The organism is Paenalcaligenes sp. DL 463, assembly GCF_057475185.1.
This window is the reverse complement of the sequence record NZ_JBYBKX010000001.1, coordinates 348212-369042: the sequence shown is the minus strand read 5'-3', so window position 1 is coordinate 369042 and position 20831 is coordinate 348212. Positions and strand designations below refer to the sequence as shown.

The window sequence follows — 20831 nt, the reverse complement described above, 5'->3', positions numbered from 1 at the left end:
TTGTCGCGCAATAAGCCAGTTGTGTCAGCAATATTCATTTTTCACTGCACATTAAGAAAGCAGACCCCTTCTTAAGACCGTGAATAAGGCTACCAACACAAATGATTAATTACGGTACCAACGCCAACGGTGTGCCCCTCAGCAATATCAGGGAAGATGGTAAGAGCAAATACGACGGTATTAAGTTTGTCACGCACATTCTTACCGCCGTCTTGCTCCCTATTTCTCTCATATTGCTGTCTGTCGTCGCTATCTTCGGTTTACCCAACAGCTTTCCCAACGTAATGGGGCAGGTGCAGCCTGCGCACGTCATGTCATTCAACGACTTAAACGACGACGCACGTTTAGCGGCTCAGACCTTACTTAAACAAACCTCTCCCCCTTCAGCCGCTGCTCAGCAGCGCAGGGTCTGGGCGGTGTTCAGCGTTTCGGATCAACATCAATCTAGCGGACACTCTTTCCGAATTAGCTCTCAACACCCAACGCCATTACGGTGTACCGCTATTCACACTCACGACGGGGTTTCGACCACACAAGCCTTAACACTCAAACGATCCACGCTACCCCACTCTTATCGCTTGAACCTTGGCGCCACGTCTTTGCCCGCTGACATTCTGTGTAATATTAACCACGGTTCGGGCCCCTCTTTCAAAGTCGAAGAATGGGAAACGGCGAACCTCTTTGTCGCAGAGACTCAACGCGCGCGTAGTGTTGCCCTACTAGAAGGCGGTTTGCTCGCTCTGGCATCCTTTCTATTAATTCTGGCAATCACCAATAAACAGCTGCTCTACCTAAGTTTATCGGCTTGGCTGATTGGTAATTTACGCGTGGGTTTCATGGCCTTAGGGTGGGATGCCCAATGGCTGGGCTACACCATTCCTACCGATTGGCTTCCCCTTATCCGAAACGTTAGCCTAGCCGCTCACTTCTTAATCAGCTACGTACTACTAACACAATTATTACGATCAACCCTCGGGCCACTACCACTAGCTCGCGTTCGTCAGGCGCTACTTATATCAGGTTGCACCTTATTTGTGGCTTCCTTTTTCCTCAGTGCTGCGCTATTTATCCCATTGATATGGGGCTTAGCGGTAGCTGGCTTAAGCACCTGCGTTGCCATCATTACATTACGCCTACAAAGTAGGCACGCCGTTAATATACGGTTCTGGCATCTTGTGCTGGTTAGCATGGCCATTTGTTTACTTATTTCGTGCACGCTACTAAGCATCACTGGACGCACTCACTTTGTCGATATCTTAAACGGTGTGGTGGCATTACTGCTTTCGAACCTGCTCATCGCCATGGCCATTGGCGACCGAATATACAGCGACTACCAAGCTAATTTACGTGCTAGACAAAAAGGCAGTGCTAACGACACCCTGATCCCTATCGGCTTATTTAGTCTTAATAGCGCTGAAGAAATAGAAGACGCCAATACGGCGTTTAAGCAGTTAATCGGCCTTAGCGCACAAGACCTTCTGCCCCGACATTGGACTGAATTTTTCCCCGAAGTAGACTGGGAAAACGTCATTAAACAATCGTTAAACGGCAATGAAACAGAAATTACCCGCTTAACGATCAAGAATAGCCCTGACGTATTACCCCTTTATTTTGGGCTACGAGCGGTACGCATCGATGACCACATCGAAGGCTCTTTGCGCGATATCAACGCGAAGGCCGAAGCCATGCGAGAACTGCAAGTGATGGCTGATAACGATCCAGTGACCAATGTGCTGAATATCCGGGGCGTAGAAAAAGCACTCGCTGCGTCACTCGAACGCTCTAAAAACGGTGAAAACTGCGTTTTGGCTTACTTAAGCTTGAATCACGTTAAACAGGTAAGCAGCACCTATGGCCGTGCCGCCAGCGACGCCCTGTTGCGCGAGGTAAGTGAACGCATCGGCACCCTGTTGCAGCCCCATCAAGACATGGGGCGTCTAGGTCGAGACGAGTTTGTTATTCTGTTTAACAACTGCTCTGCAGAAGAAGCAAAAATAGCCGCAGAAGAAATCATTGCCATACTGAACGAGCAAACGATACAGATTGGTAATCGCAGCGTTAATTTACAAAGCTCCATTGGCTTAGTTGAGGTGTCGGCCAATGCCAAAGCCGACGATTTGCTCTCCGCTGCCAATCGAGCATGCCGCGATGCTCAACGTGAGCCCACCCCTATTGTCGTTTACAAACGCGACTCGCAAGAACTGCACGATCACGCCGAAGAACTACGCTTATTTAAAGAATTAGAAGACGGCTCTTCCAGTGCGTTCTATCTTGAAATGCAGCCTATTATGGCGCTGAACCAACCCCTTGAAAGCTTGAACTTCGAAATCTTGCTGCGGGTCTGCGACTCTAAAGGCAAACTGATACCCACCGGAAAGATCATCGCTGCTGCCGAAGAAAGTGGCACCATTTCAATTATTGATAAATGGGTCGTTAGCGCAACCTTAGAGTGGTTAGACAAACACTACTCTCAACTTCAACGTACACAATTTATCAACATTAATCTCAGTGGCGTATCCCTGAACGAAGACACCTTCATTGATGACCTCTTTGCTATTCTTGCGCGTTACGAGCACTTGAATCATTGTCTATGCATTGAAATCACAGAAGGCGTTGCCTTACACGACCTAGAACGTACTCGTGAGTTTATGAAGCGCCTACAGAAAATGGGCGCTCGTATCGCCTTGGACGACTTCGGTGCGGGTTACACCTCGTTCTCTTACTTGCGCGAGCTACCAGCCGATGCCATCAAAATTGATGGTGCTCTTATCAAAGACATGTTGCGACGAGACACCAATATTGCTATCGTCCGCACCATCGTAGAGCTCGCTCGTAATTTGGGTATGAATAGTATTGCTGAATGGGTGGAAGACCCCGAAACCTTAGCCATTTTGCATGAAATTAAGGTGGATTATGTGCAAGGCTTCGTGGTCTCAGCCGCTAGATCACCCGCTGAAATACTAAAAGCTACCGATATTCGTGATTTAGTAGCAGAGCCCAAAGTGATTCATTTTATTAACCAACATAGTCTGACCACTGGCCCGACTACGCCGCCTGCTTAGATGCTGACGTCGACGCTGCAATGGCCTCATTGGCTCGCTCTAGGGCTAATTGCATCCTAGCACTTAAGGTAGCACCTTCTTCGCAACTTGCTGCGCCTACGCCCACCTCGTCGTCATCACAACCCAAGGTATAAGCCAAACGCGTCTGCAGTCGTTGAGTGACAAAAGCATTGCCGTGTGTCGCAATAATCGCGAAGGTATTTTTCTCGATACGCCCTACAACGTCTTCACCGCGCACTAAGCTTTTAATAAGACTGGCTACGTCGCGTACGCTTAAGTTGTCCGAGTGTTGAAAGACCTCCGGCAAACGTACAACGAAAATACTCGTGTGGTTATTCGACTGAACCTGATTGGCGGTCTCAGATATGTTTAGTTGATAGATCCAGCCCGCACGATTCAAAACACCCGACTCTGCATCGTAAAAAGAAGCATTTTTAATCGCAGCTAAACTGACCTCTGCGGCCCCTAACTCATCAAGCAATGCCACCATAAGCGCCATTGACGTGATGCAGGTTGCAACGTGATCGCACAAGGTCGACCATCGATAAAAAGGTAAGTCAGCACAGGCACCCATTAACTGCCCAACAACTTCACCTTTGGTGTCGTGCAATGCCACACGAAACAGGTACTTCACGTGCAGCACCTCATCGGTCTGGCTACGTAAACTAGCCGTTTCCTGCTCCAGCAGCGGCCGATACACATAATCATCGTAACCGGCAGCACCTCCCCAGTGTTGATGCAGCAACTGCTCAAAACCGTTATCTGGGCACAGTGCCCTAAAACAGCCCAGCGACGTCAATAAACGGTAGTCATCCCTGACTTTCTGCAACACTGCCCACCCCTCCAGAGGCCAGCTTCGTTGCAACATATTGAGATAAACATTTAACGTTTCAGTGGCCAAGCCGACCACCTGAGGCAGAACGCTTGACTGAACTCTGGCAGCGTTTTGTAAATGCATAAGGCTTCCCCCATTAACTGCGAAACCAGCTTTATTATTTGCTTTTTGTTTAGGAGAGCTAACGATGTTTTTCTTTATAGATACATTTCATAACACTCATAAACTAATGCTCATTTTTACATAACGTTAATGATTTGATCAGGGTAAGTTTATGAAATTGTTAATGAAAAGCGTAGTATAGACAGCGTCGATGAGCCTTACCACAAGCGTAATACACTACTGAATTAAAGAATAAGAGTAGAGACCACTACAAATAGGGTAAAAAGCTGCGCGGTTATAGCGCCGAAGGACTCTTAACAGTAATTAACGTTTCATTGACATTTCTTTACAATAACTACAAAACAATACGAAATATCCGTTTAAAACAACGTATTTCGTTGATAGTTTGTCAATAAAAGAAACAAAAATGGCGCTCTATGTTAAGTAGAGCGCCATTGAAAGCCAAAAGTATAACGTTTTAACGAACTACTTTATAACTCGCCATACGAGTGCAAGCCCGATAAGAACATGTTCACGCCCAGAAACGCGAAGCTGGTGATCACTAAGCCTAGCAAGGCCCAGTAAGCCGCCATCGAGCCACGCAAACCTTTCATTAAGCGCATATGTAGCCACGCTGCGTAGTTCAGCCAAACGATTAATGCCCACGTCTCCTTGGGATCCCACTGCCAATACGCCCCCCAAGCATCCGCTGCCCATAGGGCACCAAGTATGGTGGCAATGGTAAAGAAGGCAAAGCCAACCGCGATGGCTCTGTACATGATGTCATCAAGCACTTCCAACGACGGCAATTGTTTAGAAATGGGCCCACGCAGTGCCAGAATTGCCCCCACAATCAGAGCACTGATGCCGAAGAACAGCATCCAAGTCATGGAGAGCTCTCGAGAGCCAAAGATCATGGGTTCGGCGCACAGAATGACCCCAAGAATAAATAAAGGAGTCAGCTTTGCCCAGGATTTGGTTTCGCCGTGCTCTTTCACCAAATAGGCAAAACCAACCATCGCTGCCAGAGCGAAGGTACCGTAACCAATAAAGTTAGCGGGGACATGAATTTTCATCCACCAACTTTTCAACGCTGGCACCAAGGGTTGAATCTGATGCGCATCGCGTGTGAAGGAATACCATAACAAAAAGACAACGGATGAGGTGATCACCAACAGCACAAAGCCACCCAAGGCTTTGGTTGCATAGCGACGCTCGTAGTACAGGTAAAACAAGGCCGTAATCAGCGCAAACATGACGAAAACTTCGTAAAGGTTGCTAACGGGAATATGACCGATATCGGGGCCTAATAAGTGCCCTTCACGCCATCTAACCAGCATTCCTGTAATGCCGGCATACACGGCACCCCACGTCATAGCAGAGCCTACCCATGCCGCGGTCGTGCTAGCAAAGCCGATCCAATAACAGACCGTCGCCAGCACAAATAACGCACACATCCATAAAATAGCTGACTGCGAGGACAGTAAATAGCGTAATAAGAAAACCTGTTCAGACTTGGCAATATCGCCATTCAACAAGTTGCCATCAACGCTATACAACCAAATCGCAAATAGCGCCGTGGCGCCAGTAAGCACCATAATGGTACGTAAGGGACGCCACAACCAGCCCATCCATGCCAAGAGCGGAACGGCACTGATCAGAATGCCTTTTTCATAGACATCCATGTATTCACTGTAGGCATATAACGCATAAGCGGCGCCAAGCGATAACAAGATAAAAAACAGGTAATCGCTAAGTTGCGGACGTCCACGGACACCGCGGGAGTCTCCGCTGGCCGCCATATTCGACTGCCACGTCGTCGATTGAGAGAGCATTGCTGATTCAGACATGGGTAATTTCCTCGCTATGCAGACAAGCGCTGAAAGCTTTGTTTAAACTGGTCGAACTCGCGATTGAAATCAAGATTTCTACGCTGAGAGGTCATAGCAGCTAGCATGGTAGTGCCCTGCTTATCGTCGTTGCGAATCCAAACCCAAATACGGCGATCACGCACATAGAACATCGTAAAGACACCGATAACTAAGAATAATGAGCCGGTATACACAATATACATTCCAGGGCTACGAGCGACCTGAAAGACGCTAGCCTGTACATGGTCAAAATTACGCAAATTCAGCATAACTGGCGCGGGGTAATCGGGTAAGTTTGCCAGAGCCAAAAGGCTTAACTGCACCCACTCTTGAGCACGTATCCCTTCTTCTCCTGCATAAACCACGGCCTCTTCGTTCGCGCGTTCGCGCACAATGTCGCGTAACTCGATCAAAGAAAGCTGAATCATAGGCACCGTAAAGCCCAGTATTTTTTCCCTATCTTCAGCTGGTACCGTTTGCACTAGGCCGTTAAACCCTTCGTTAGCAAAAGCATGTAAGGCGTTTCGAGCTGCCCGGTGTAAAAGCGAATCGGGGGTTTCATCGCCGTTGCGCTGCGCGAAGCGTAAGGCTGCCTCGTTCACCAATGCAGGTTCAGTAAGCGCTGCCCGCAAACGCATAAACTCGTTCATGGAGTTTTGTTCATCGACGGGAATGCGTACATAGCGGAAGCCGTCGTTAGGCGAAACACGCATGCCCATTAAGTACACAGGAAAACCATCGAGTTCGATCGGCAGCATGTAATTCGTGTACTCACGCGCTTGACCATCATTACCAATCAGTTGGTAATGCACACTTGGCCCCACGTTTTTCAAATTATCGTTGTTTTTGCCTGCCGCGCTGCCGGTTACGGCCGCAACGTGCTCGATCATGGCTTTGGGCTGAGGTTCGCCAGAGCTTAGGTCTTCTACATTAATAATGCGTAATTCGGTAAAGTTAACCGTTACTTCGTCGCCCTGATCATTAATAGCAAAACGCGTGTTTTCGCCGACTTTACCGTTAACCGCAAACGACTGGCTACTAGAACCATCAAGGGGATAAGCCAGAAGCTCTAAGGTTGAGCCACCATCATCAAAACCCGACTGATACACCGTTACACCTTTATAACGTAAGGGTTCATTGACTTCGATGACTTGCTCAAAGCTTTCACCCGTTTCGGGGTCGGTGATAACCACCTCGCTTTTAAAGCTGCTTGGCATGCCTGTAGAGTAATAATCGATCAGAAACTGCTTCAGTTCGAGCACAAAAGGAATAGGTTGTACCAGTACCCCTTCATCAACGTTCACTACCGCTGTCGCCGTGCGCGCGCCATCGGGGACCAACATATTAGCCCTAAAACTGGGGTTACTAACCGATAAGCGCCCTTCGGGCGGTACTTCTGAAATGAGCATGTTCTCGGTAATGGGCGTTTTCCCACCCAGCCATACCTGCAGCTTTACGGGAAGTTCACTATCCATCAGGCCACCGATACAGATGACCACAATCGCCACATGCCCAAAGATATAACCAAGACGATTGCTACTGCCTTTTTTTGCAGCCAACATTAAACTGCCGTCATCGTCTTCGCGTGTTTTGTACTTATAGCCGTTAGCACTTAGCCACTGCTGGATATCAGTGGCGTTTTTCTCGCTGCTGTTGGCATTTTTGACCTCAACACGATGCGGAAAGGCCCGTAAGCTACTGCCGCGAACGTACTCACGAAACGACGCAGCATCTTTCAACATTTTCGGGGCATTGCGCACAACGCATAGGGTGGTCGACACCACCAAGAAGCCCATAATGAGCAAGAACCACCAGTTGTTATAAATAGACCAGATGGAGAAGCGGTCGAATAAATCAACCCAAAACGGCCCGAATTGATCAATATAGACATTCATCGACTGGTTTTGCGCCAACACCGTACCAATAATGCTGGCTATACAAATGAACATCAATAAGCTAATGGCGAAACGCATTGAACCCAAGAGTTCAAACAAATCGTCGACACTAATTCGGCGTGTTGGAGAAGCTACAGTCACAGGATCGCTTTAAGAGAAATAGATGAATCGTTGCCGATGTTGGACAGCACTGCCGTATAAAGGTTCTCGGCATGTAGCAAGAAAGACAAAAACGAGGCGTTAGACCGATACAAGCTGAAAAGTCGCACGCGATTTATCAGAAACGGTAAACGTGCAAAAGCTCCTCGTCGAGGAGCTTTTGCCGCATAAAACGAAACCGCCGCGGTATGCTTACCCTTACAGCAAGCATACGCATGACACAGATTTAAGGTATTGCGTTAACGCAAACCTGCAGCGTAATCGGAAACGGCTTCAATATCAGCGTCGTTCATGCGGTCAGCGATATCGTGCATCATTGGACCATTTGCTCGATCACCACTGCGGAACAATTTTAGCTGCTCCGAAATGTACGAGGCGTATTGTCCTGCAATGCGTGGGTATTGACCCGGAATACCGGCTCCGTTAGGCGCGTGACACGCTGCACATGCAGCCACGCCGCGTTCTGGTAAGCCGCCACGCCAGATCTGTTGCCCGCGAGCAACGGTATCTTCATTTGCAGCCTTGGGCGCGATCTCTAAATCGAGCTTTTGCTGCGACAAATAGAAGGAAACATCACGCATTTCCTCTTCTGTCATGTTGGCAACGATACTGGCCATAATAGGAGGCGCACCGTTTAATCCCAAACGCGTCGCTGGTCTTTCTGCGTCGCGGGGGCGAAAATCGTGTAACTGCTTCACTAAGTACTCGAACGGTTGGGCCGCCAAGTTGGGATTTGCCCCGATGGTGCTGTTTCCGGCATCACCGTGACAGGTGACACAGGCCAGTACGCCACGCGACATTTCGCCGTTGATGTAGAGCTGCTCGCCTTTCGCAGCATCTGGTTTGGCTACTTCAGTAGCCTGAGCTAGAGTAAATACGGAACAGCCTGCTACTAGGCTGCTGGCGATAACGAATCTGGAAAGCACGCGCTTCATGTAGTCCTCGACAATCGCGATTCAACCGGAGTGCGGCAACATGCGCCTCCGCCAAACCCGCCGCAACCTGTCAACAAAATGCTGCAGGCAATACGACGTTACTGTTTCAAATCGCACAATTATACAATACAGCTTGCACTTAATCGGAAAAATGCCGTAACCATGTCAATATTACATCGCGCCACCTTCACTATTTCAGCGGCAAAGCTAGAGCAGCTGCCGCCTCCAGGGCCTCCTGAGATTTGTTTCGTTGGCCGTTCAAACTCGGGCAAATCGTCCTCAATTAACGTATTAACCAATCAACGTCGTCTGGCCTTCTCAAGCAAAACGCCTGGACGTACTCGACTGATTAATATGTTTGGCATCCCCGACCCCCTCGATCCAGAAGGCACTTTGGGCTATCTGGTGGATCTTCCCGGCTACGGCTATGCTGCTGTTGGCCGACAAGAAAAACAAGAGTGGGATCTGGTACTGGGCAGCTACCTTAGGCTGCGCAGCTCGCTAGCAGGTGTGGTATTAATGATTGATATACGCCGCGGGGTCACCGATCTTGACCTGCAGCTAGCCCGCTGGATCGCCCCGACGGGCAAACCATTGCTTGTGCTGCTCACTAAGGCGGACAAGTTCGCCTATGGCAAGCGCGTACAAGCCGTCGCCGCCACACGCAAGCAACTGGCCGCCATCGGCCCGATGCACGCTCTACCGTTCTCTGCGACGCATCGCATCGGTATTGAAGAAGCATCCCACTACATTGAAAACTGGATCTCTCCAAAGGTTGTCCCATGACTCAATTTTTGCCTACCGTTAATTTTCCTCATAGCCGTCCTCGACGCAATCGTCGCGACGACTTCACTCGTCGTTTAGTGCGTGAAAACATTGTCACCACCGACGATTTTATTTATCCGGTTTTTGTGCGTGAAGGTGAAAACGTTAAGGAAAACGTTGATTCGATGCCTGGCGTGTACCGTTATTCGCCAGACACCCTCTTGGCAGTGGCTGAAGAATGTTTGAGACTGGGCATACCCGTGCTGTCTCTGTTCCCTTCTATTGACCCTTCGTTAAAAAGCCCAGACGGACACGAAGCGGCCAACCCAGACGGCCTTATCCCACGCGTCGTCTCGCTGATAAAAAAGCATTTCCCTGAACTGGGCATTTTGACCGATGTGGCCCTTGACCCCTATACCAGTCACGGACAAGACGGTGTCATCGACAGTAACGGCTACGTGTTGAATGAAGCCACCGTCGACGTACTACGCCGTCAGGCGCTTACTCAAGCGTTTGCAGGCGTCGACATCGTGGCTCCTAGCGACATGATGGATGGCCGCGTCGGTGCCATACGAAGCATTCTCGACGAGAATCAACGTATCGACACGCGCATCATGGCCTACTCGGCTAAGTATGCCAGCGCTTTTTACGGACCATTTCGTGATGCGGTGGGTTCGGCCAGTAATTTAGGTAAGTCAGATAAAGCCAGCTATCAAATGGACCCCGCCAATCGAAGCGAAGCCATTCGTGAGGTCGCCGCCGACATACGCGAAGGCGCCGACATGGTCATGGTGAAACCAGGCCTGCCTTATCTGGATATATTGCGTGACGTTAAGGACGCGTTTGGTATGCCTACCTTTGTCTATCAAGTCAGTGGAGAATACGCCATGATCAAGGCCGCCTCTGCTAACGGGTGGCTGGACCATGACAAAGTCATGATGGAATCACTACTGGCCTTTAAACGTGCAGGTGCTGACGGCATACTTACTTATTTTGCAATTGAAGCCGCCAAATTGCTAAAACAGCAAAACGGCTAATTGCTGTCAGAGCGCGACACAGAAACCTAATGCGGTGCTACAACACACCGCATTAGGGCTGACGAAATACAAAAGTCAAAGTCAGGGGCACGATGGTTAACTACCGTTAACTTCAGCCAATATTGCCGAAAACCGCTCTGCAGACTGAAATCCCACGACACGATGCTGGCTTAATGCTTGGCCTGTTGCATCAAAGAATAAAATACCCGGTGGCCCGAACAAGTTAAATCGCTGCAAAAGCTCGCGATGCTCTGGGGTGTTCGCGGTAACGTCAGCCTGCAATAACAACATGCCCGACATCTGACGTGCAACCGTGGAATTGGTGAAGGTAAAGTTCTCCATCTCTATGCATGACACGCACCAGTCCGCATAAAAATCCAACATCACAGGCCTATCGGTTCGGGCTAGTGCCTCGTCTAATGCCTGCACTGAGTCGATTTGCATAAAAGTTGGCGCTACAACGGCGGCACCGTTTTGTGTTCCGCTTATGCTTAGGTGTTTTAACGGCGCTATAACGCTACGACCGCCGCTGGCTAGACCCAACGTCAGGGCCAAAGCCCAAAACGCCAACAGCAGGCCCACAGCACGTAATAACAGCATTAAAGGATGAGACGCTGGCGCTGTAGTGAACGCACCCAGCAAAATGGCTGCCCATAGCGCCAAAACGATCCAACCCATCACAAAAGCTGCACTTGGCACGACCGAATACAGCATCCACCATGCTGTCGCTAACAGAAGTAGCCCAAAGAATTGCTTGACGCCATTCATCCACGCCCCTGCTTTAGGCATCAAACCGCCAGAGGTGGCCCCCAATACCAACAACAAAACGCCGGAACCCCAAGCCAAGGCAAATAACGCCGACCCACCCAGCCAAATGTCACCGGTTTGCGAAATAAACAGCAAGACACCTGCTAAAGGCGCTGCGACACACGGCCCAACGATGAAAGCAGAGAGCACGCCCATCATGAACACGCCGCCATAACGTCCACCGGAAAGGCGACGCATGCGCCCTTGCAGACGTGATTGCAATGCCACCGGCGCCTGCAACGGATACACATCAAACATCGACAGTGACAGCAACACAAGCAACCCAGCAAAAATGCTAAGTACCCAAGGGTTTTGTAGCCACATCGCCAAGCTGGCACCCGCCAACCCCGCACTGATCCCCAGCACGGAATACACCAACGCCACGCCCAGCACATACACAAAGGCCAACGCAAAGCCTTTGCGTCGACTTAAGGTCTGATCTTTCGAGCGTCCGGCGATAATGCCCAGCAAAATAGGCACCATTGGCAGCACACACGGAGTAAACGAAAGCAATAACCCCAACACAAAACTTAAACCCACCACCTGCAAAAAGCTGGCGTCGTTTAAGTATTGCGCTACCCCCATGTCATTCGCACTAAACACACTCGACATCGTAGAGCGCGTATGTTCTTGCACCACTTCTGTTAACGGTGCTGGCACATCACTTTTCGCCCATTTACCCCCCACTTCGTAACCCGAAGCAGTAGGGGTAAGGGTTATTTCATTAACGATAGGCGAATAACACAAGCCCGCGTCCGCACACCCTTGGCTGGTAATGGCCAACGTTAATGGCAATGCCGATCCCCGCTTAAGCGGAACCACGACGGTGGCTTCACGCCTATAGGTCGCCATGGTTTCATCAAAATTTGGATCGTAAACAAACTTCGCTGGGGGGAACTCAGGATCACCCAACCAATCAGAGCTGGGTTTTGCCTCGAACCCAAAACGATCGCGATACATGTAGTAATCGGGCGCGATCGCGAAATGCACGTGCAACTGCGTATCGGTGGCCATTGCCACACTTAACTGAAAGGCATCCTCAGGGTCAAGGTAATCGTACTCATCGCCCGCGTGGGCCACCTGAGGTAATGCAAAAACGAAGACACTAAGCAAAAGCAGTAAGAAGCGCCTTAACGACAACACCAGTGCATCGCACGACAAAGCCTGCACAGGCCGCGCACAAGAGCTCGCATCAGAGCTTAGGATTGGTGAAGCGAGACGAGACAAACAGCGTTGCTGAGGTACTTCTGACTGCATGAATACATCCTAGTATTAGTCTTTTGACGTGGGCGTAGCAGCCGTTTCATCTTGCACCCACCGCACATAGGTATCTAAACCTGCAACCACGGGCACCACAAGCACTTCAGGGACATCGTAAGGATGCAGTTGGGTAATGCGAGTCAGTAGTGCATCAATACGACGAACCGTGGTTTTAAACGTAAGTGGTATCTCAGAGGCCCCCTCTAAGTCACCCTGCCACATGTACATAGACAACGAAGCTGCGCCAAGGTTCGCACAAGCCACCAAACCTTCCTCGACTACGTAATGAGCGATACGTTTCGCTGTTAAGGTATCGGGCGCATTACTAAACACCATCACGACAGATTCAGGGCTTAGCGCGCTCAAAGCGCTTAAATGATGTTCATTGGACATAGGGAAGTAGCCTTCAAAAAAAAACGGACCCTATAGGCCCGTTTTCTGGTCTTACTACAACGTGTGCTTATTCAGCAGCGTCTTCCTGAGCTTCTGGACGATCAACCAATTCCATGAACGCCATGGGTGCATTGTCACCCTGACGGAAACCCATTTTCAATACACGTGTGTAACCACCGTTACGCTCTTGGAAGCGTGGGCCGATATCATTAAACAGTTTAGTGACCGCATCACGATCACGCAAACGAGCAAAGGCCAAACGACGATTTGCAACGGTAGGCTCTTTAGCTAGCGTGATGAGGGGTTCTACGACACGACGCAACTCTTTTGCTTTAGGCAATGTAGTTTTGATCGCTTCGTGAGTAATGAGGGACACTGCCATGTTACGGAACATAGCGAGACGGTGACTGCTGGTACGATTCAGCTTACGTAGGCCTTGACGATGGCGCATGATAACTATCCTAAAAAAAATAAATCTTATTTGAACGGAAAATATTCCGTTACCCCCCATTGGCTCTTCTATCAGTTTGCACTGCGGGCCAAGTAGGGAATGGGACTTATAACACACTTTAATAAGGTATTAAAAGCCCCAATCGGAACGATTATGGACGCTCTAAACCTAGAGGCGGCCAGTTTTCTAACTTCATACCCAATGTCAAACCACGTGCAGCAAGCACTTCCTTGATTTCGTTCAAGGACTTGCGACCCAAGTTTGGCGTTTTGAGTAATTCGTTTTCTGTACGCTGGATGAGATCGCCAATGTAGTAGATGTTTTCGGCTTTCAAGCAGTTTGCCGAACGAACGGTGAGTTCTAAATCGTCTACAGGACGTAACAACACAGGGTCAATCTGAGGTGTAGCGCGCTCAGGTGTCTCGAGCGGATCTTCTGCGCCTTCCAATGCTGCGAACACAGAAATTTGATCCATCAAAATACGAGCCGACTGACGAACTGCCTCTTCGGGGTTCAATACACCGTTAGTCTCGATGTCGAGCACCAGCTTATCTAAGTCAGTACGTTGCTCTACACGAGCACTTTCTACCGCATAGCTAACACGACGCACTGGGCTGTATGACGCATCTAGCACAATACGACCAATCGTGTGCTGGCGATCATCGGATAACGCACGAACATTACCAGGCACATAGCCACGGCCTTGTTCTACCTTGATCGTCATTTCTAGCTTACCTTCTTCGCTTAGGTGAGCAATAACGTGATCAGGGTTAATAATCTCTACATCGTGGGGAAGATCGATATCGCTTGCTAAAACCTGACCAGCGCCAGACTTAGTTAGCGTCAACGTAACTTCTTCACGACTGTGCAATTTAAATACCACGCCTTTCAAGTTCAGCATGATATCAACAACGTCTTCACGTACACCTGGCAGCGTCGAGTATTCGTGTACCACACCCGTGATTTGAACTTCAGTCGGTGCGTAACCTGTCATGGATGACAGCAGAATACGACGTAATGCATTACCTAGAGTGTGGCCGTAACCACGCTCAAACGGCTCCATAATGACCCGTGCATGATTTTTGCTAATGGGTTCAACTTCAATGGAACGCGGCTTTAGAAAACCTTGAGACATTTAAATTCCTTCTCAATACCCTCGGCTCGTTACACCGATAAGGCTGATGGAAAAACCGGTACAAAGACCGTTTTATAAAACCACTCACACCCATCGACTTAAGAAGCCATGGGTGTGAGTAGCGAACTGGCAATAAAGCAGCTACGTATTAACGTGAGTACAACTCAACAACGAGTGACTCGTTCACATCACGGGCTACATCAGCGCGATCTGGAACTTGTTTAAATACGCCACTTAATTTGCTGCTGTCAACGTCAACCCACTGTGGCAGGCCTACGCTGGAAGCTAAATCAAGCGCTTCTTTAATACGGCCTTGACCGCGAGATTTTTCGCGAATCGAAACCACATCACCGGGCTTAACCAACATCGAAGCGATGTCAGCAGTACGGCCATTGATTTCGATAGCACGGTGTGTAACCAACTGACGAGCTTCGGCACGTGTAGAGCCAAAACCCATGCGGTACACCACGTTATCTAAGCGAGACTCTAGAAGTTGAATCAGCGTTTCACCTGTGTTTCCACGACGACGCTCAGCTTCTGAGAAGTAACGACGGAATTGCTTTTCTAGCACACCGTACATACGCTTAAGTTTTTGCTTTTCGCGTAACTGTAAGCCGTAGTCAGAGGTACGAGCACCGGAGGTGCGACCATGTTGACCAGGACGGGATTCAAGTTTGCACTTGGAATCCAGTGAACGGCGAGCACTCTTTAAAAAGAGATCGGTACCCTCGCGACGCGAGAGTTTACATTTAGGTCCAATATAACGAGCCACTTAGCTTCCCCTTAGATACGACGACGCTTGGGTGGACGGCAACCGTTGTGCGGAACCGGCGTGATGTCTGCAATGCTGGTTACTTTAATACCCAGTGCATTCAAAGCGCGAACCGACGAATCACGGCCAGGGCCTGGGCCCTTGATGCGTACTTCCAAGTTTTTGATACCGTATTCCATCGCAGTGCGACCAGCCGCTTCGGCGGCGACCTGTGCGGCAAACGGCGTCGATTTACGCGAACCTTTAAAGCCCGCGCCACCAGAGGTCGCCCAAGACAATGCATTGCCTTGACGATCAGTGATGGTGATGATTGTGTTGTTAAATGTAGCTTGGACGTGAGCGATCCCGTCCGCAACATTCTTTTTAACTTTCTTACGAGCGCGCGATGCGCCAGAAGCTTTAGCCATCTTCTATTCCTCGATTATTTCTTCAGGGACTGCGCAGCGCGACGTGGTCCCTTACGGGTACGAGCGTTTGTACGAGTACGTTGACCGCGCACTGGCAGTCCACGACGATGGCGCATGCCACGATACGTTCCTAAGTCTATTAGACGTTTCACAGATAGTTGAACTTCGCGGCGTAAGTCACCTTCAACTAAAAACTGAGAAATCTGTTCGCGAATTTTTTCCAGCTCAGCGTCGCTAAGGTCTTTGACCTTTTTAGAATACTCAATACCCGAGGCGTCACAAATTTGACGAGCGCGGGTGCGACCAATGCCGAAAATCGCGGTAAGACCGATTTCGGCGTGTTGATGCGGCGGGATATTTATGCCAGCAATACGGGCCATGGTTGTTCCTTGTTAAATCGGTTGCGTTTCGGCCTATTAGCCTTGACGCTGCTTGTGACGTGGATCGGTGCAAATTACACGTACCACGCCATGACGTTTAATGATTTTACAGTTGCGGCAGATCCGCTTTACTGATGCCATTACCTTCATGGTTGACTCCTAGTTTCCTGTTACCGGCCGCTATTTAGAGCGGAATACAATTCTGCCTCGGGATAGGTCATAGGGCGTGAGCTCCACCGTGACCTTATCACCCGGTAGAATCCGGATGTAATGCATACGCATCTTGCCTGAAACGTAGCCTAACACCACGTGGCCATTTTCTAGCTTGATACGAAAGGTTGCGTTCGGGAGGTTTTCGATGACCTCCCCTTGCATCTGTATGACGTCGTCCTTTGCCATCGTTGTTCGTCTATCTATCGCATTGGCATACCCGAACCCTTGAAGTTAGCCTTCTTGAGCAACGAGTCGTACTGTTGGGACATCACGTAGGCCTGAGCCTGTGCCATGAAGTCCATGGTAACTACAACAATAATCAACAGGGACGTACCACCGAAATAGAACGGTACATTCCAGCGAATCTGCATGATCTCGGGGACCAAACATACAAACGTAATGTAGATAGCGCCCGCCAATGTTAAGCGAGTAAGAATACGATCTACATAGCGTGCTGTTTGCTCACCGGGGCGAATGCCAGGTACGAACGCACCACTTTTCTTGAGGTTATCTGCTGTTTCGCGGCTATTAAACACCAAAGCCGTATAGAAGAAACAAAACAGAATAATCAACGCTGAAAAGAGCGTGATGTACAACGGTTGGCGTGGAGAAAGCGCAGCTTCCAAATCACGTAACCAACCCAAGCCTGGCGTGGTAGCGAACCAGCTAGCAATCGTTGCTGGTAACAGAATAATCGATGAAGCAAAAATGGGAGGAATTACCCCAGCCATATTCAGCTTAAGTGGCAAATGCGAGCTTTGACCACCATAAACACGATTACCTACCTGACGCTTCGCGTAGTTTACTGTAATACGACGCTGACCGCGTTCGACGAAAACAACAAAGTAAGTAACGGCGGCGACAAGCACTAGGATGAACAATACCGATAAAATCGACATTGCGTCCGTACGCACTAAATCGAGCATCCCACCTAGCGCGCTAGGTAAGCCAGCTACAATCCCAGCAAAAATCAGGATAGATATACCGTTACCAATACCCCGCTCAGTAATTTGCTCGCCCAGCCACATTAAAAACATGGTGCCAGTAACCAGCGTTACTATCGCGGTGAAGCGGAATAACAAACCAGGATCGATAACGAGCCCCGGCTGTGACTCCAAAGCAATGGAAATACCAACGGCCTGAAATAATGCTAAGAAAACAGTACCGTAACGGGTGTATTGCGTAATTTTACGCCGACCCGACTCACCTTCTTTCTTGATTGCTTCAAGCGTAGGCACTACTGCCGACGCCAACTGCATAATAATCGATGCAGAGATGTAGGGCATGATTCCCAGCGCGAACACTGAGAAACGTTCCAACGCACCACCCGAGAACATGTTGAACAAACCCAAAATACCACTTTGGTTTTGTTGGAACAGATCGGTTAGCGCATCCGGGTTGATACCCGGAACAGGAACATGAGTACCTAAACGATAAACAACCAGCGCGAGCAATAGGAAAATGATTCGACGTTGTAAATCGCCGAGACCTGATCCTGCTTTACCCTGTGCCTGTGCTTTAGCCACCGTAACCCCTTTTATTCAGCTAGCGAACCGCCTGCGGCTTCAATCGCAGCACGGGCACCTGCTGTAGCGCCGATGCCTTTCAGCACCACTTTGCGCGACAACTCGCCGGACTTAATAACTTTAGCGGAACGCACCAGTTGACCGACTACACCTGCTTGCTTCAACACGCTAACGTCGATTTCTTCGACATCAAGGCGTTGTAAGTCAGACAAGCGGATTTCGGCATGCAAATGGCCGCCAGGAGCCGTAAAACCACGTTTAGGCAAACGTCGTTGCAAAGGCATTTGACCGCCTTCAAAACCGACTTTATGAAAACCGCCAGAGCGTGATTTTTGACCTTTGTGACCGCGACCTGCGGTCTTGCCCAAGCCGGAACCTGGGCCGCGACCCACGCGACGTGCAGCGTGCTTAGCACCTGCCGCGGGTTTTAGCGAATTTAGTTGCAATTGCGACATACCGGTTCCTTTTAGGCTTCCGAAACGGTCACGAGATAATCCACTTTACGGATCATCCCACGAACCTCGGGAGTATCAACCAAAACGCGGCTGCTGTTAATACCACGCAAACCCAACCCACGAACGGTGTCGCGGTGTGATTGCTTAGTACCAATAACAGAGCGCACGAGTGTGACCTTGACTTGCTTCTGTGCCATGATTTACCCCAGAATCTCTTCAACTGATTTGCCGCGCTTAGCCGCAATTTCAGCTGGTGTGGAGCAAGCACGCAAACCATTTAGCGTTGCGCGTACCATGTTGTACGGGTTGCTTGAGCCTAGGCTTTTAGCAACCACGTTACGTACACCCATTACTTCGAAAATCGCGCGCATTGGGCCACCAGCAATAACGCCAGTACCTTCAGCTGCAGGCGAAATAAGTACGGTAGAGGCACCGTGCTTACCTACGACAGTGTGATGTAACGTACCGTCTTTTAAAGCCACTTTGAACAGACCACGACGAGCTTGTTCCATAGCTTTTTGAACGGACACTGGCACTTCACGTGCTTTACCTTTACCCATTCCGATACGACCGTCGCCATCGCCTACTACTGCTAGTGCAGCGAAGCTCATGGTGCGGCCACCTTTAACGACTTTGCTGACGCGGTTAACCGCAATCATTTTTTCACGCAGGCCGTCGTCGCGCTCTTGATCGGCATTTTGTCTGCCTTGTGCTTTAGCCATTTGACAATTCCTTGCTTAGAACTTCAAGCCGGCTTCACGCGCGGCGTCGGCCAGCGCCTTGACGCGGCCATGATAACGGAAGCCAGAACGGTCGAATGCGACGGTTTCAATACCTGCCGCTTTCGCTTTTTCGGCGACACGTTTGCCAATAATGCTAGCCGCAGCGGTGTTACCGCCGTTGGCCAACTCTTTGCGAACTTCGGGCTCGAGCGTTGAAGCGCTAACGAGCACGCGGTCGCCTTCTGGCGAAATAATGTTGGCGTAAATGTGCAGATTCGTGCGGTGAACCGCCAAACGATGTACGCGTAACTCGGCGATTTTCTTGCGAGTTGCCACTGCACGACGCAAACGAGATTGTTTCTTATCCATAATTCGTCCTTGCCTGTGCGATTATTTCTTCTTGGTTTCTTTCAAGATGACGCGCTCGTCGGCATAACGTACACCCTTGCCTTTGTAAGGCTCTGGTGGACGGTAACCACGAACTTCTGCGGCAACTTGACCAACTACCTGTTTGTCCGAACCTTTCAGAATAATTTCTGTAGGTGTAGGGCATTCGGCTTTTACGCCTTCAGGTAGATCGTGAATAACATCATGCGAGAAACCAAGCTGCAATTTCAAAGCTGTGCCTTGAACTTGTGCACGGAAACCCACGCCAACTAAGTTAAGCTTGCGCTCAAACCCAGCGCTAACACCAGTCACCATATTGTTAACCAGTGAACGAACTGTACCGGCCATGGCGTTAGCTTGGCGGGAATCGTTGGCTGCAGCAAAGGATAGCTGACCGTCGTTTAGCTCGATGTTTACATCGCCAGTCAAGGACTGACTTAATGTACCCAATGGACCTTTAACAACGATTTGATCGGCTGCAATGGTAGTTTCTACGCCTTTAGGCAGTGCGACGGGGTACTTTGCGATACGTGACATTGATATTCTCCTTATGCCACGTAGCAAAGAACTTCGCCACCCACGCCGGCTGCGCGAGCTTTGCGATCGGTCATTACGCCACGAGACGTAGACACGATAGCAACACCTAAGCCATTCATGACTTGAGGTATGCTGTTGCTGCCTTTGTAGACGCGCAAACCAGGGCGCGACACACGGTCAATGCGCTCGATAACTGGTTGGCCAGCGTAGTACTTAAGTTTAACTTCCAATACAGGCTTCGCGGCTTCGCCAACGATTTGGAAATCTTCGATATAGCCTTCGTCTTTCAGCACAGCAGCAATGGCTGCTTTCAGCTTCGAGGAGGGCATGCTAACCGACGTTTTATTGACCATTTGAGCGTTACGAACGCGGGTCAACATGTCGGCGATTGGATCGCTCATGCTCATGTGTTTTCTCCTACCAGCTGGCCTTGGTCATACCCGGAATCTCACCACGCATAGCCATTTCACGGACTTTGTGACGAGTCAAACCGAATTGCTTGTATACACCGCGCGAACGGCCTGTAACTACACAACGATTACGCAAGCGAGATGGGCTCGAGTTGCGTGGAAGCTGTTGAAGCTCCAGACGAGCTTGAAAACGCTCTTCGTCGGTTTTTGATTGATCGTTAATGATTGCTTTCAGCGCAGCGCGCTTAGGAGCAAATTTTTCGATCAACTTAGCGCGCTTAATATCGCGATTGATGAGTGAAAGTTTAGCCACGT

The 20831-nt window shown here is 49.6% G+C and carries 24 protein-coding genes; 3 read left to right on the top strand and 21 right to left on the bottom strand.

Translation table 11 applies throughout. The annotated features are described in order from the left end of the window. Positions 1-101 precede the first annotated feature (101 nt). Positions 102-3062 carry an EAL domain-containing protein gene (locus AC2UZI_RS01695; RefSeq protein ID WP_486942095.1) on the top strand — a complete coding sequence of 987 codons (2961 nt, stop codon included), beginning with the start codon at positions 102-104 and terminating at the stop codon, positions 3060-3062. On the opposite strand, the gene AC2UZI_RS01690 is transcribed toward AC2UZI_RS01695, so the two are convergent. The 4 genes from AC2UZI_RS01690 to AC2UZI_RS01675 form a co-directional block, all read right to left on the bottom strand. Then, positions 3046-4020 carry a nucleotidyl cyclase domain-containing protein gene (locus AC2UZI_RS01690; RefSeq protein ID WP_486942094.1) on the bottom strand — a complete coding sequence of 325 codons (975 nt, stop codon included), beginning with the start codon at positions 4018-4020 and terminating at the stop codon, positions 3046-3048. The genes AC2UZI_RS01695 and AC2UZI_RS01690 overlap by 17 nt on opposite strands. A 470-nt stretch (positions 4021-4490) precedes the next feature. Then, the gene (ccsB, locus tag AC2UZI_RS01685) at positions 4491-5849 is read right to left on the bottom strand and encodes a c-type cytochrome biogenesis protein CcsB (RefSeq protein WP_486942093.1); all 1359 of its coding nucleotides are present in this window, start codon (positions 5847-5849) and stop codon (positions 4491-4493) included. Positions 5850-5863: 14 nt separating this feature from the next. Beyond that, entirely contained in the window at positions 5864-7843 is a 1980-nt protein-coding gene (locus AC2UZI_RS01680; protein WP_486943690.1) for a cytochrome c biogenesis protein ResB, read from the bottom strand. Between the two features lie 320 nt (positions 7844-8163). After that, positions 8164-8859, bottom strand: a complete 696-nt coding sequence (locus AC2UZI_RS01675; RefSeq protein ID WP_486942092.1) for a c-type cytochrome — start codon at positions 8857-8859, stop codon at positions 8164-8166. A gap of 162 nt (positions 8860-9021) precedes the next feature. Between AC2UZI_RS01675 and yihA the strand changes: the two genes are divergently transcribed. Both yihA and hemB read left to right on the top strand, forming a co-directional pair. Continuing rightward, on the top strand, positions 9022-9645 hold the full coding sequence (yihA, locus tag AC2UZI_RS01670; RefSeq protein WP_486942091.1) for a ribosome biogenesis GTP-binding protein YihA/YsxC: 624 nt from the start codon (positions 9022-9024) through the stop codon (positions 9643-9645). Further along, positions 9642-10661: a porphobilinogen synthase gene (gene hemB, locus AC2UZI_RS01665; RefSeq protein ID WP_486942090.1), complete on the top strand. Its 1020-nt coding sequence runs from the start codon at positions 9642-9644 to the stop codon at positions 10659-10661. The genes yihA and hemB overlap by 4 nt, the downstream gene beginning before the upstream one ends. Before the next feature lie 96 nt (positions 10662-10757). On the opposite strand, the gene dsbD is transcribed toward hemB, so the two are convergent. The 17 genes from dsbD to rpsN form a co-directional block, all read right to left on the bottom strand. Further along, a complete protein-coding gene (gene dsbD / locus AC2UZI_RS01660) occupies positions 10758-12725 on the bottom strand; it encodes a protein-disulfide reductase DsbD (protein WP_486942089.1) in 1968 nt (655 codons plus the stop codon). A 15-nt stretch (positions 12726-12740) separates the two neighbouring features. Continuing rightward, positions 12741-13121: a divalent-cation tolerance protein CutA gene (gene cutA, locus AC2UZI_RS01655; RefSeq protein ID WP_486942088.1), complete on the bottom strand. Its 381-nt coding sequence runs from the start codon at positions 13119-13121 to the stop codon at positions 12741-12743. Between the two features lie 67 nt (positions 13122-13188). After that, complete coding sequence (gene rplQ / locus AC2UZI_RS01650) at positions 13189-13572, bottom strand: 50S ribosomal protein L17 (RefSeq protein WP_486942087.1); 384 nt, start codon at positions 13570-13572, stop codon at positions 13189-13191. 151 nt (positions 13573-13723) lie between these two features. Then, complete coding sequence (locus AC2UZI_RS01645) at positions 13724-14707, bottom strand: DNA-directed RNA polymerase subunit alpha (RefSeq protein ID WP_486942086.1); 984 nt, start codon at positions 14705-14707, stop codon at positions 13724-13726. A 148-nt stretch (positions 14708-14855) separates the two neighbouring features. Next, a complete protein-coding gene (gene rpsD, locus AC2UZI_RS01640; RefSeq protein ID WP_486942085.1) occupies positions 14856-15479 on the bottom strand; it encodes a 30S ribosomal protein S4 in 624 nt (207 codons plus the stop codon). Positions 15480-15490: 11 nt separating this feature from the next. Next, positions 15491-15886 (bottom strand): 30S ribosomal protein S11, encoded by a 396-nt coding sequence (gene rpsK, locus AC2UZI_RS01635; protein WP_486942084.1) that lies wholly within the window; start codon positions 15884-15886, stop codon positions 15491-15493. A 14-nt stretch (positions 15887-15900) separates the two neighbouring features. After that, positions 15901-16266 (bottom strand): 30S ribosomal protein S13, encoded by a 366-nt coding sequence (gene rpsM / locus AC2UZI_RS01630; RefSeq protein ID WP_486942083.1) that lies wholly within the window; start codon positions 16264-16266, stop codon positions 15901-15903. A 36-nt stretch (positions 16267-16302) separates the two neighbouring features. Continuing rightward, positions 16303-16416, bottom strand: coding sequence for a 50S ribosomal protein L36 (gene rpmJ / locus AC2UZI_RS01625; RefSeq protein WP_003805360.1), 114 nt, complete (start codon positions 16414-16416; stop codon positions 16303-16305). A gap of 30 nt (positions 16417-16446) precedes the next feature. Further along, complete coding sequence (gene infA, locus AC2UZI_RS01620) at positions 16447-16665, bottom strand: translation initiation factor IF-1 (protein ID WP_486942082.1); 219 nt, start codon at positions 16663-16665, stop codon at positions 16447-16449. Between the two features lie 14 nt (positions 16666-16679). Then, on the bottom strand, positions 16680-18005 hold the full coding sequence (gene secY / locus AC2UZI_RS01615) for a preprotein translocase subunit SecY (protein ID WP_486942081.1): 1326 nt from the start codon (positions 18003-18005) through the stop codon (positions 16680-16682). An 11-nt stretch (positions 18006-18016) separates the two neighbouring features. Then, positions 18017-18451, bottom strand: coding sequence for a 50S ribosomal protein L15 (gene rplO, locus AC2UZI_RS01610; RefSeq protein ID WP_486943689.1), 435 nt, complete (start codon positions 18449-18451; stop codon positions 18017-18019). 20 nt (positions 18452-18471) lie between these two features. Continuing rightward, entirely contained in the window at positions 18472-18657 is a 186-nt protein-coding gene (gene rpmD / locus AC2UZI_RS01605) for a 50S ribosomal protein L30 (RefSeq protein ID WP_486942080.1), read from the bottom strand. A 3-nt stretch (positions 18658-18660) separates the two neighbouring features. Next, the gene (gene rpsE, locus AC2UZI_RS01600) at positions 18661-19182 is read right to left on the bottom strand and encodes a 30S ribosomal protein S5 (RefSeq protein WP_486942079.1); all 522 of its coding nucleotides are present in this window, start codon (positions 19180-19182) and stop codon (positions 18661-18663) included. A gap of 15 nt (positions 19183-19197) precedes the next feature. Further along, a complete protein-coding gene (rplR, locus tag AC2UZI_RS01595; RefSeq protein ID WP_486942078.1) occupies positions 19198-19551 on the bottom strand; it encodes a 50S ribosomal protein L18 in 354 nt (117 codons plus the stop codon). A 21-nt stretch (positions 19552-19572) separates the two neighbouring features. Beyond that, a complete protein-coding gene (rplF, locus tag AC2UZI_RS01590) occupies positions 19573-20106 on the bottom strand; it encodes a 50S ribosomal protein L6 (RefSeq protein WP_486942077.1) in 534 nt (177 codons plus the stop codon). Positions 20107-20117: 11 nt separating this feature from the next. Continuing rightward, entirely contained in the window at positions 20118-20513 is a 396-nt protein-coding gene (rpsH, locus tag AC2UZI_RS01585; protein WP_486942076.1) for a 30S ribosomal protein S8, read from the bottom strand. A 10-nt stretch (positions 20514-20523) separates the two neighbouring features. Next, on the bottom strand, positions 20524-20829 hold the full coding sequence (rpsN, locus tag AC2UZI_RS01580) for a 30S ribosomal protein S14 (RefSeq protein ID WP_486942075.1): 306 nt from the start codon (positions 20827-20829) through the stop codon (positions 20524-20526). Between the last annotated feature and the right edge of the window lie 2 nt (positions 20830-20831).

Coding starts and splice junctions, on each gene's coding strand:
- AC2UZI_RS01695 (WP_486942095.1), top strand. CDS start 102: ATGATTAATTACGGTACCAACGCCAACGGTGTGCCCCTCAGCAATATC.
- rpsE (WP_486942079.1), bottom strand. CDS start 19,182: ATGGCTAAAGCACAAGGCAGACAAAATGCCGATCAAGAGCGCGACGAC.
- cutA (WP_486942088.1), bottom strand. CDS start 13,121: ATGTCCAATGAACATCATTTAAGCGCTTTGAGCGCGCTAAGCCCTGAA.
- rplF (WP_486942077.1), bottom strand. CDS start 20,106: ATGTCACGTATCGCAAAGTACCCCGTCGCACTGCCTAAAGGCGTAGAA.
- AC2UZI_RS01690 (WP_486942094.1), bottom strand. CDS start 4,020: ATGCATTTACAAAACGCTGCCAGAGTTCAGTCAAGCGTTCTGCCTCAG.
- ccsB (WP_486942093.1), bottom strand. CDS start 5,849: ATGTCTGAATCAGCAATGCTCTCTCAATCGACGACGTGGCAGTCGAAT.
- AC2UZI_RS01645 (WP_486942086.1), bottom strand. CDS start 14,707: ATGTCTCAAGGTTTTCTAAAGCCGCGTTCCATTGAAGTTGAACCCATT.
- rpsH (WP_486942076.1), bottom strand. CDS start 20,513: ATGAGCATGAGCGATCCAATCGCCGACATGTTGACCCGCGTTCGTAAC.
- infA (WP_486942082.1), bottom strand. CDS start 16,665: ATGGCAAAGGACGACGTCATACAGATGCAAGGGGAGGTCATCGAAAAC.
- AC2UZI_RS01675 (WP_486942092.1), bottom strand. CDS start 8,859: ATGAAGCGCGTGCTTTCCAGATTCGTTATCGCCAGCAGCCTAGTAGCA.
- rpsK (WP_486942084.1), bottom strand. CDS start 15,886: ATGGCTAAAGCTTCTGGCGCATCGCGCGCTCGTAAGAAAGTTAAAAAG.
- rpsM (WP_486942083.1), bottom strand. CDS start 16,266: ATGGCCCGTATTGCTGGCATAAATATCCCGCCGCATCAACACGCCGAA.
- rplR (WP_486942078.1), bottom strand. CDS start 19,551: ATGGATAAGAAACAATCTCGTTTGCGTCGTGCAGTGGCAACTCGCAAG.
- AC2UZI_RS01680 (WP_486943690.1), bottom strand. CDS start 7,843: ATGCGTTTCGCCATTAGCTTATTGATGTTCATTTGTATAGCCAGCATT.
- hemB (WP_486942090.1), top strand. CDS start 9,642: ATGACTCAATTTTTGCCTACCGTTAATTTTCCTCATAGCCGTCCTCGA.
- rplQ (WP_486942087.1), bottom strand. CDS start 13,572: ATGCGCCATCGTCAAGGCCTACGTAAGCTGAATCGTACCAGCAGTCAC.
- rpmJ (WP_003805360.1), bottom strand. CDS start 16,416: ATGAAGGTAATGGCATCAGTAAAGCGGATCTGCCGCAACTGTAAAATC.
- yihA (WP_486942091.1), top strand. CDS start 9,022: ATGTCAATATTACATCGCGCCACCTTCACTATTTCAGCGGCAAAGCTA.
- dsbD (WP_486942089.1), bottom strand. CDS start 12,725: ATGCAGTCAGAAGTACCTCAGCAACGCTGTTTGTCTCGTCTCGCTTCA.
- rpmD (WP_486942080.1), bottom strand. CDS start 18,657: ATGGCACAGAAGCAAGTCAAGGTCACACTCGTGCGCTCTGTTATTGGT.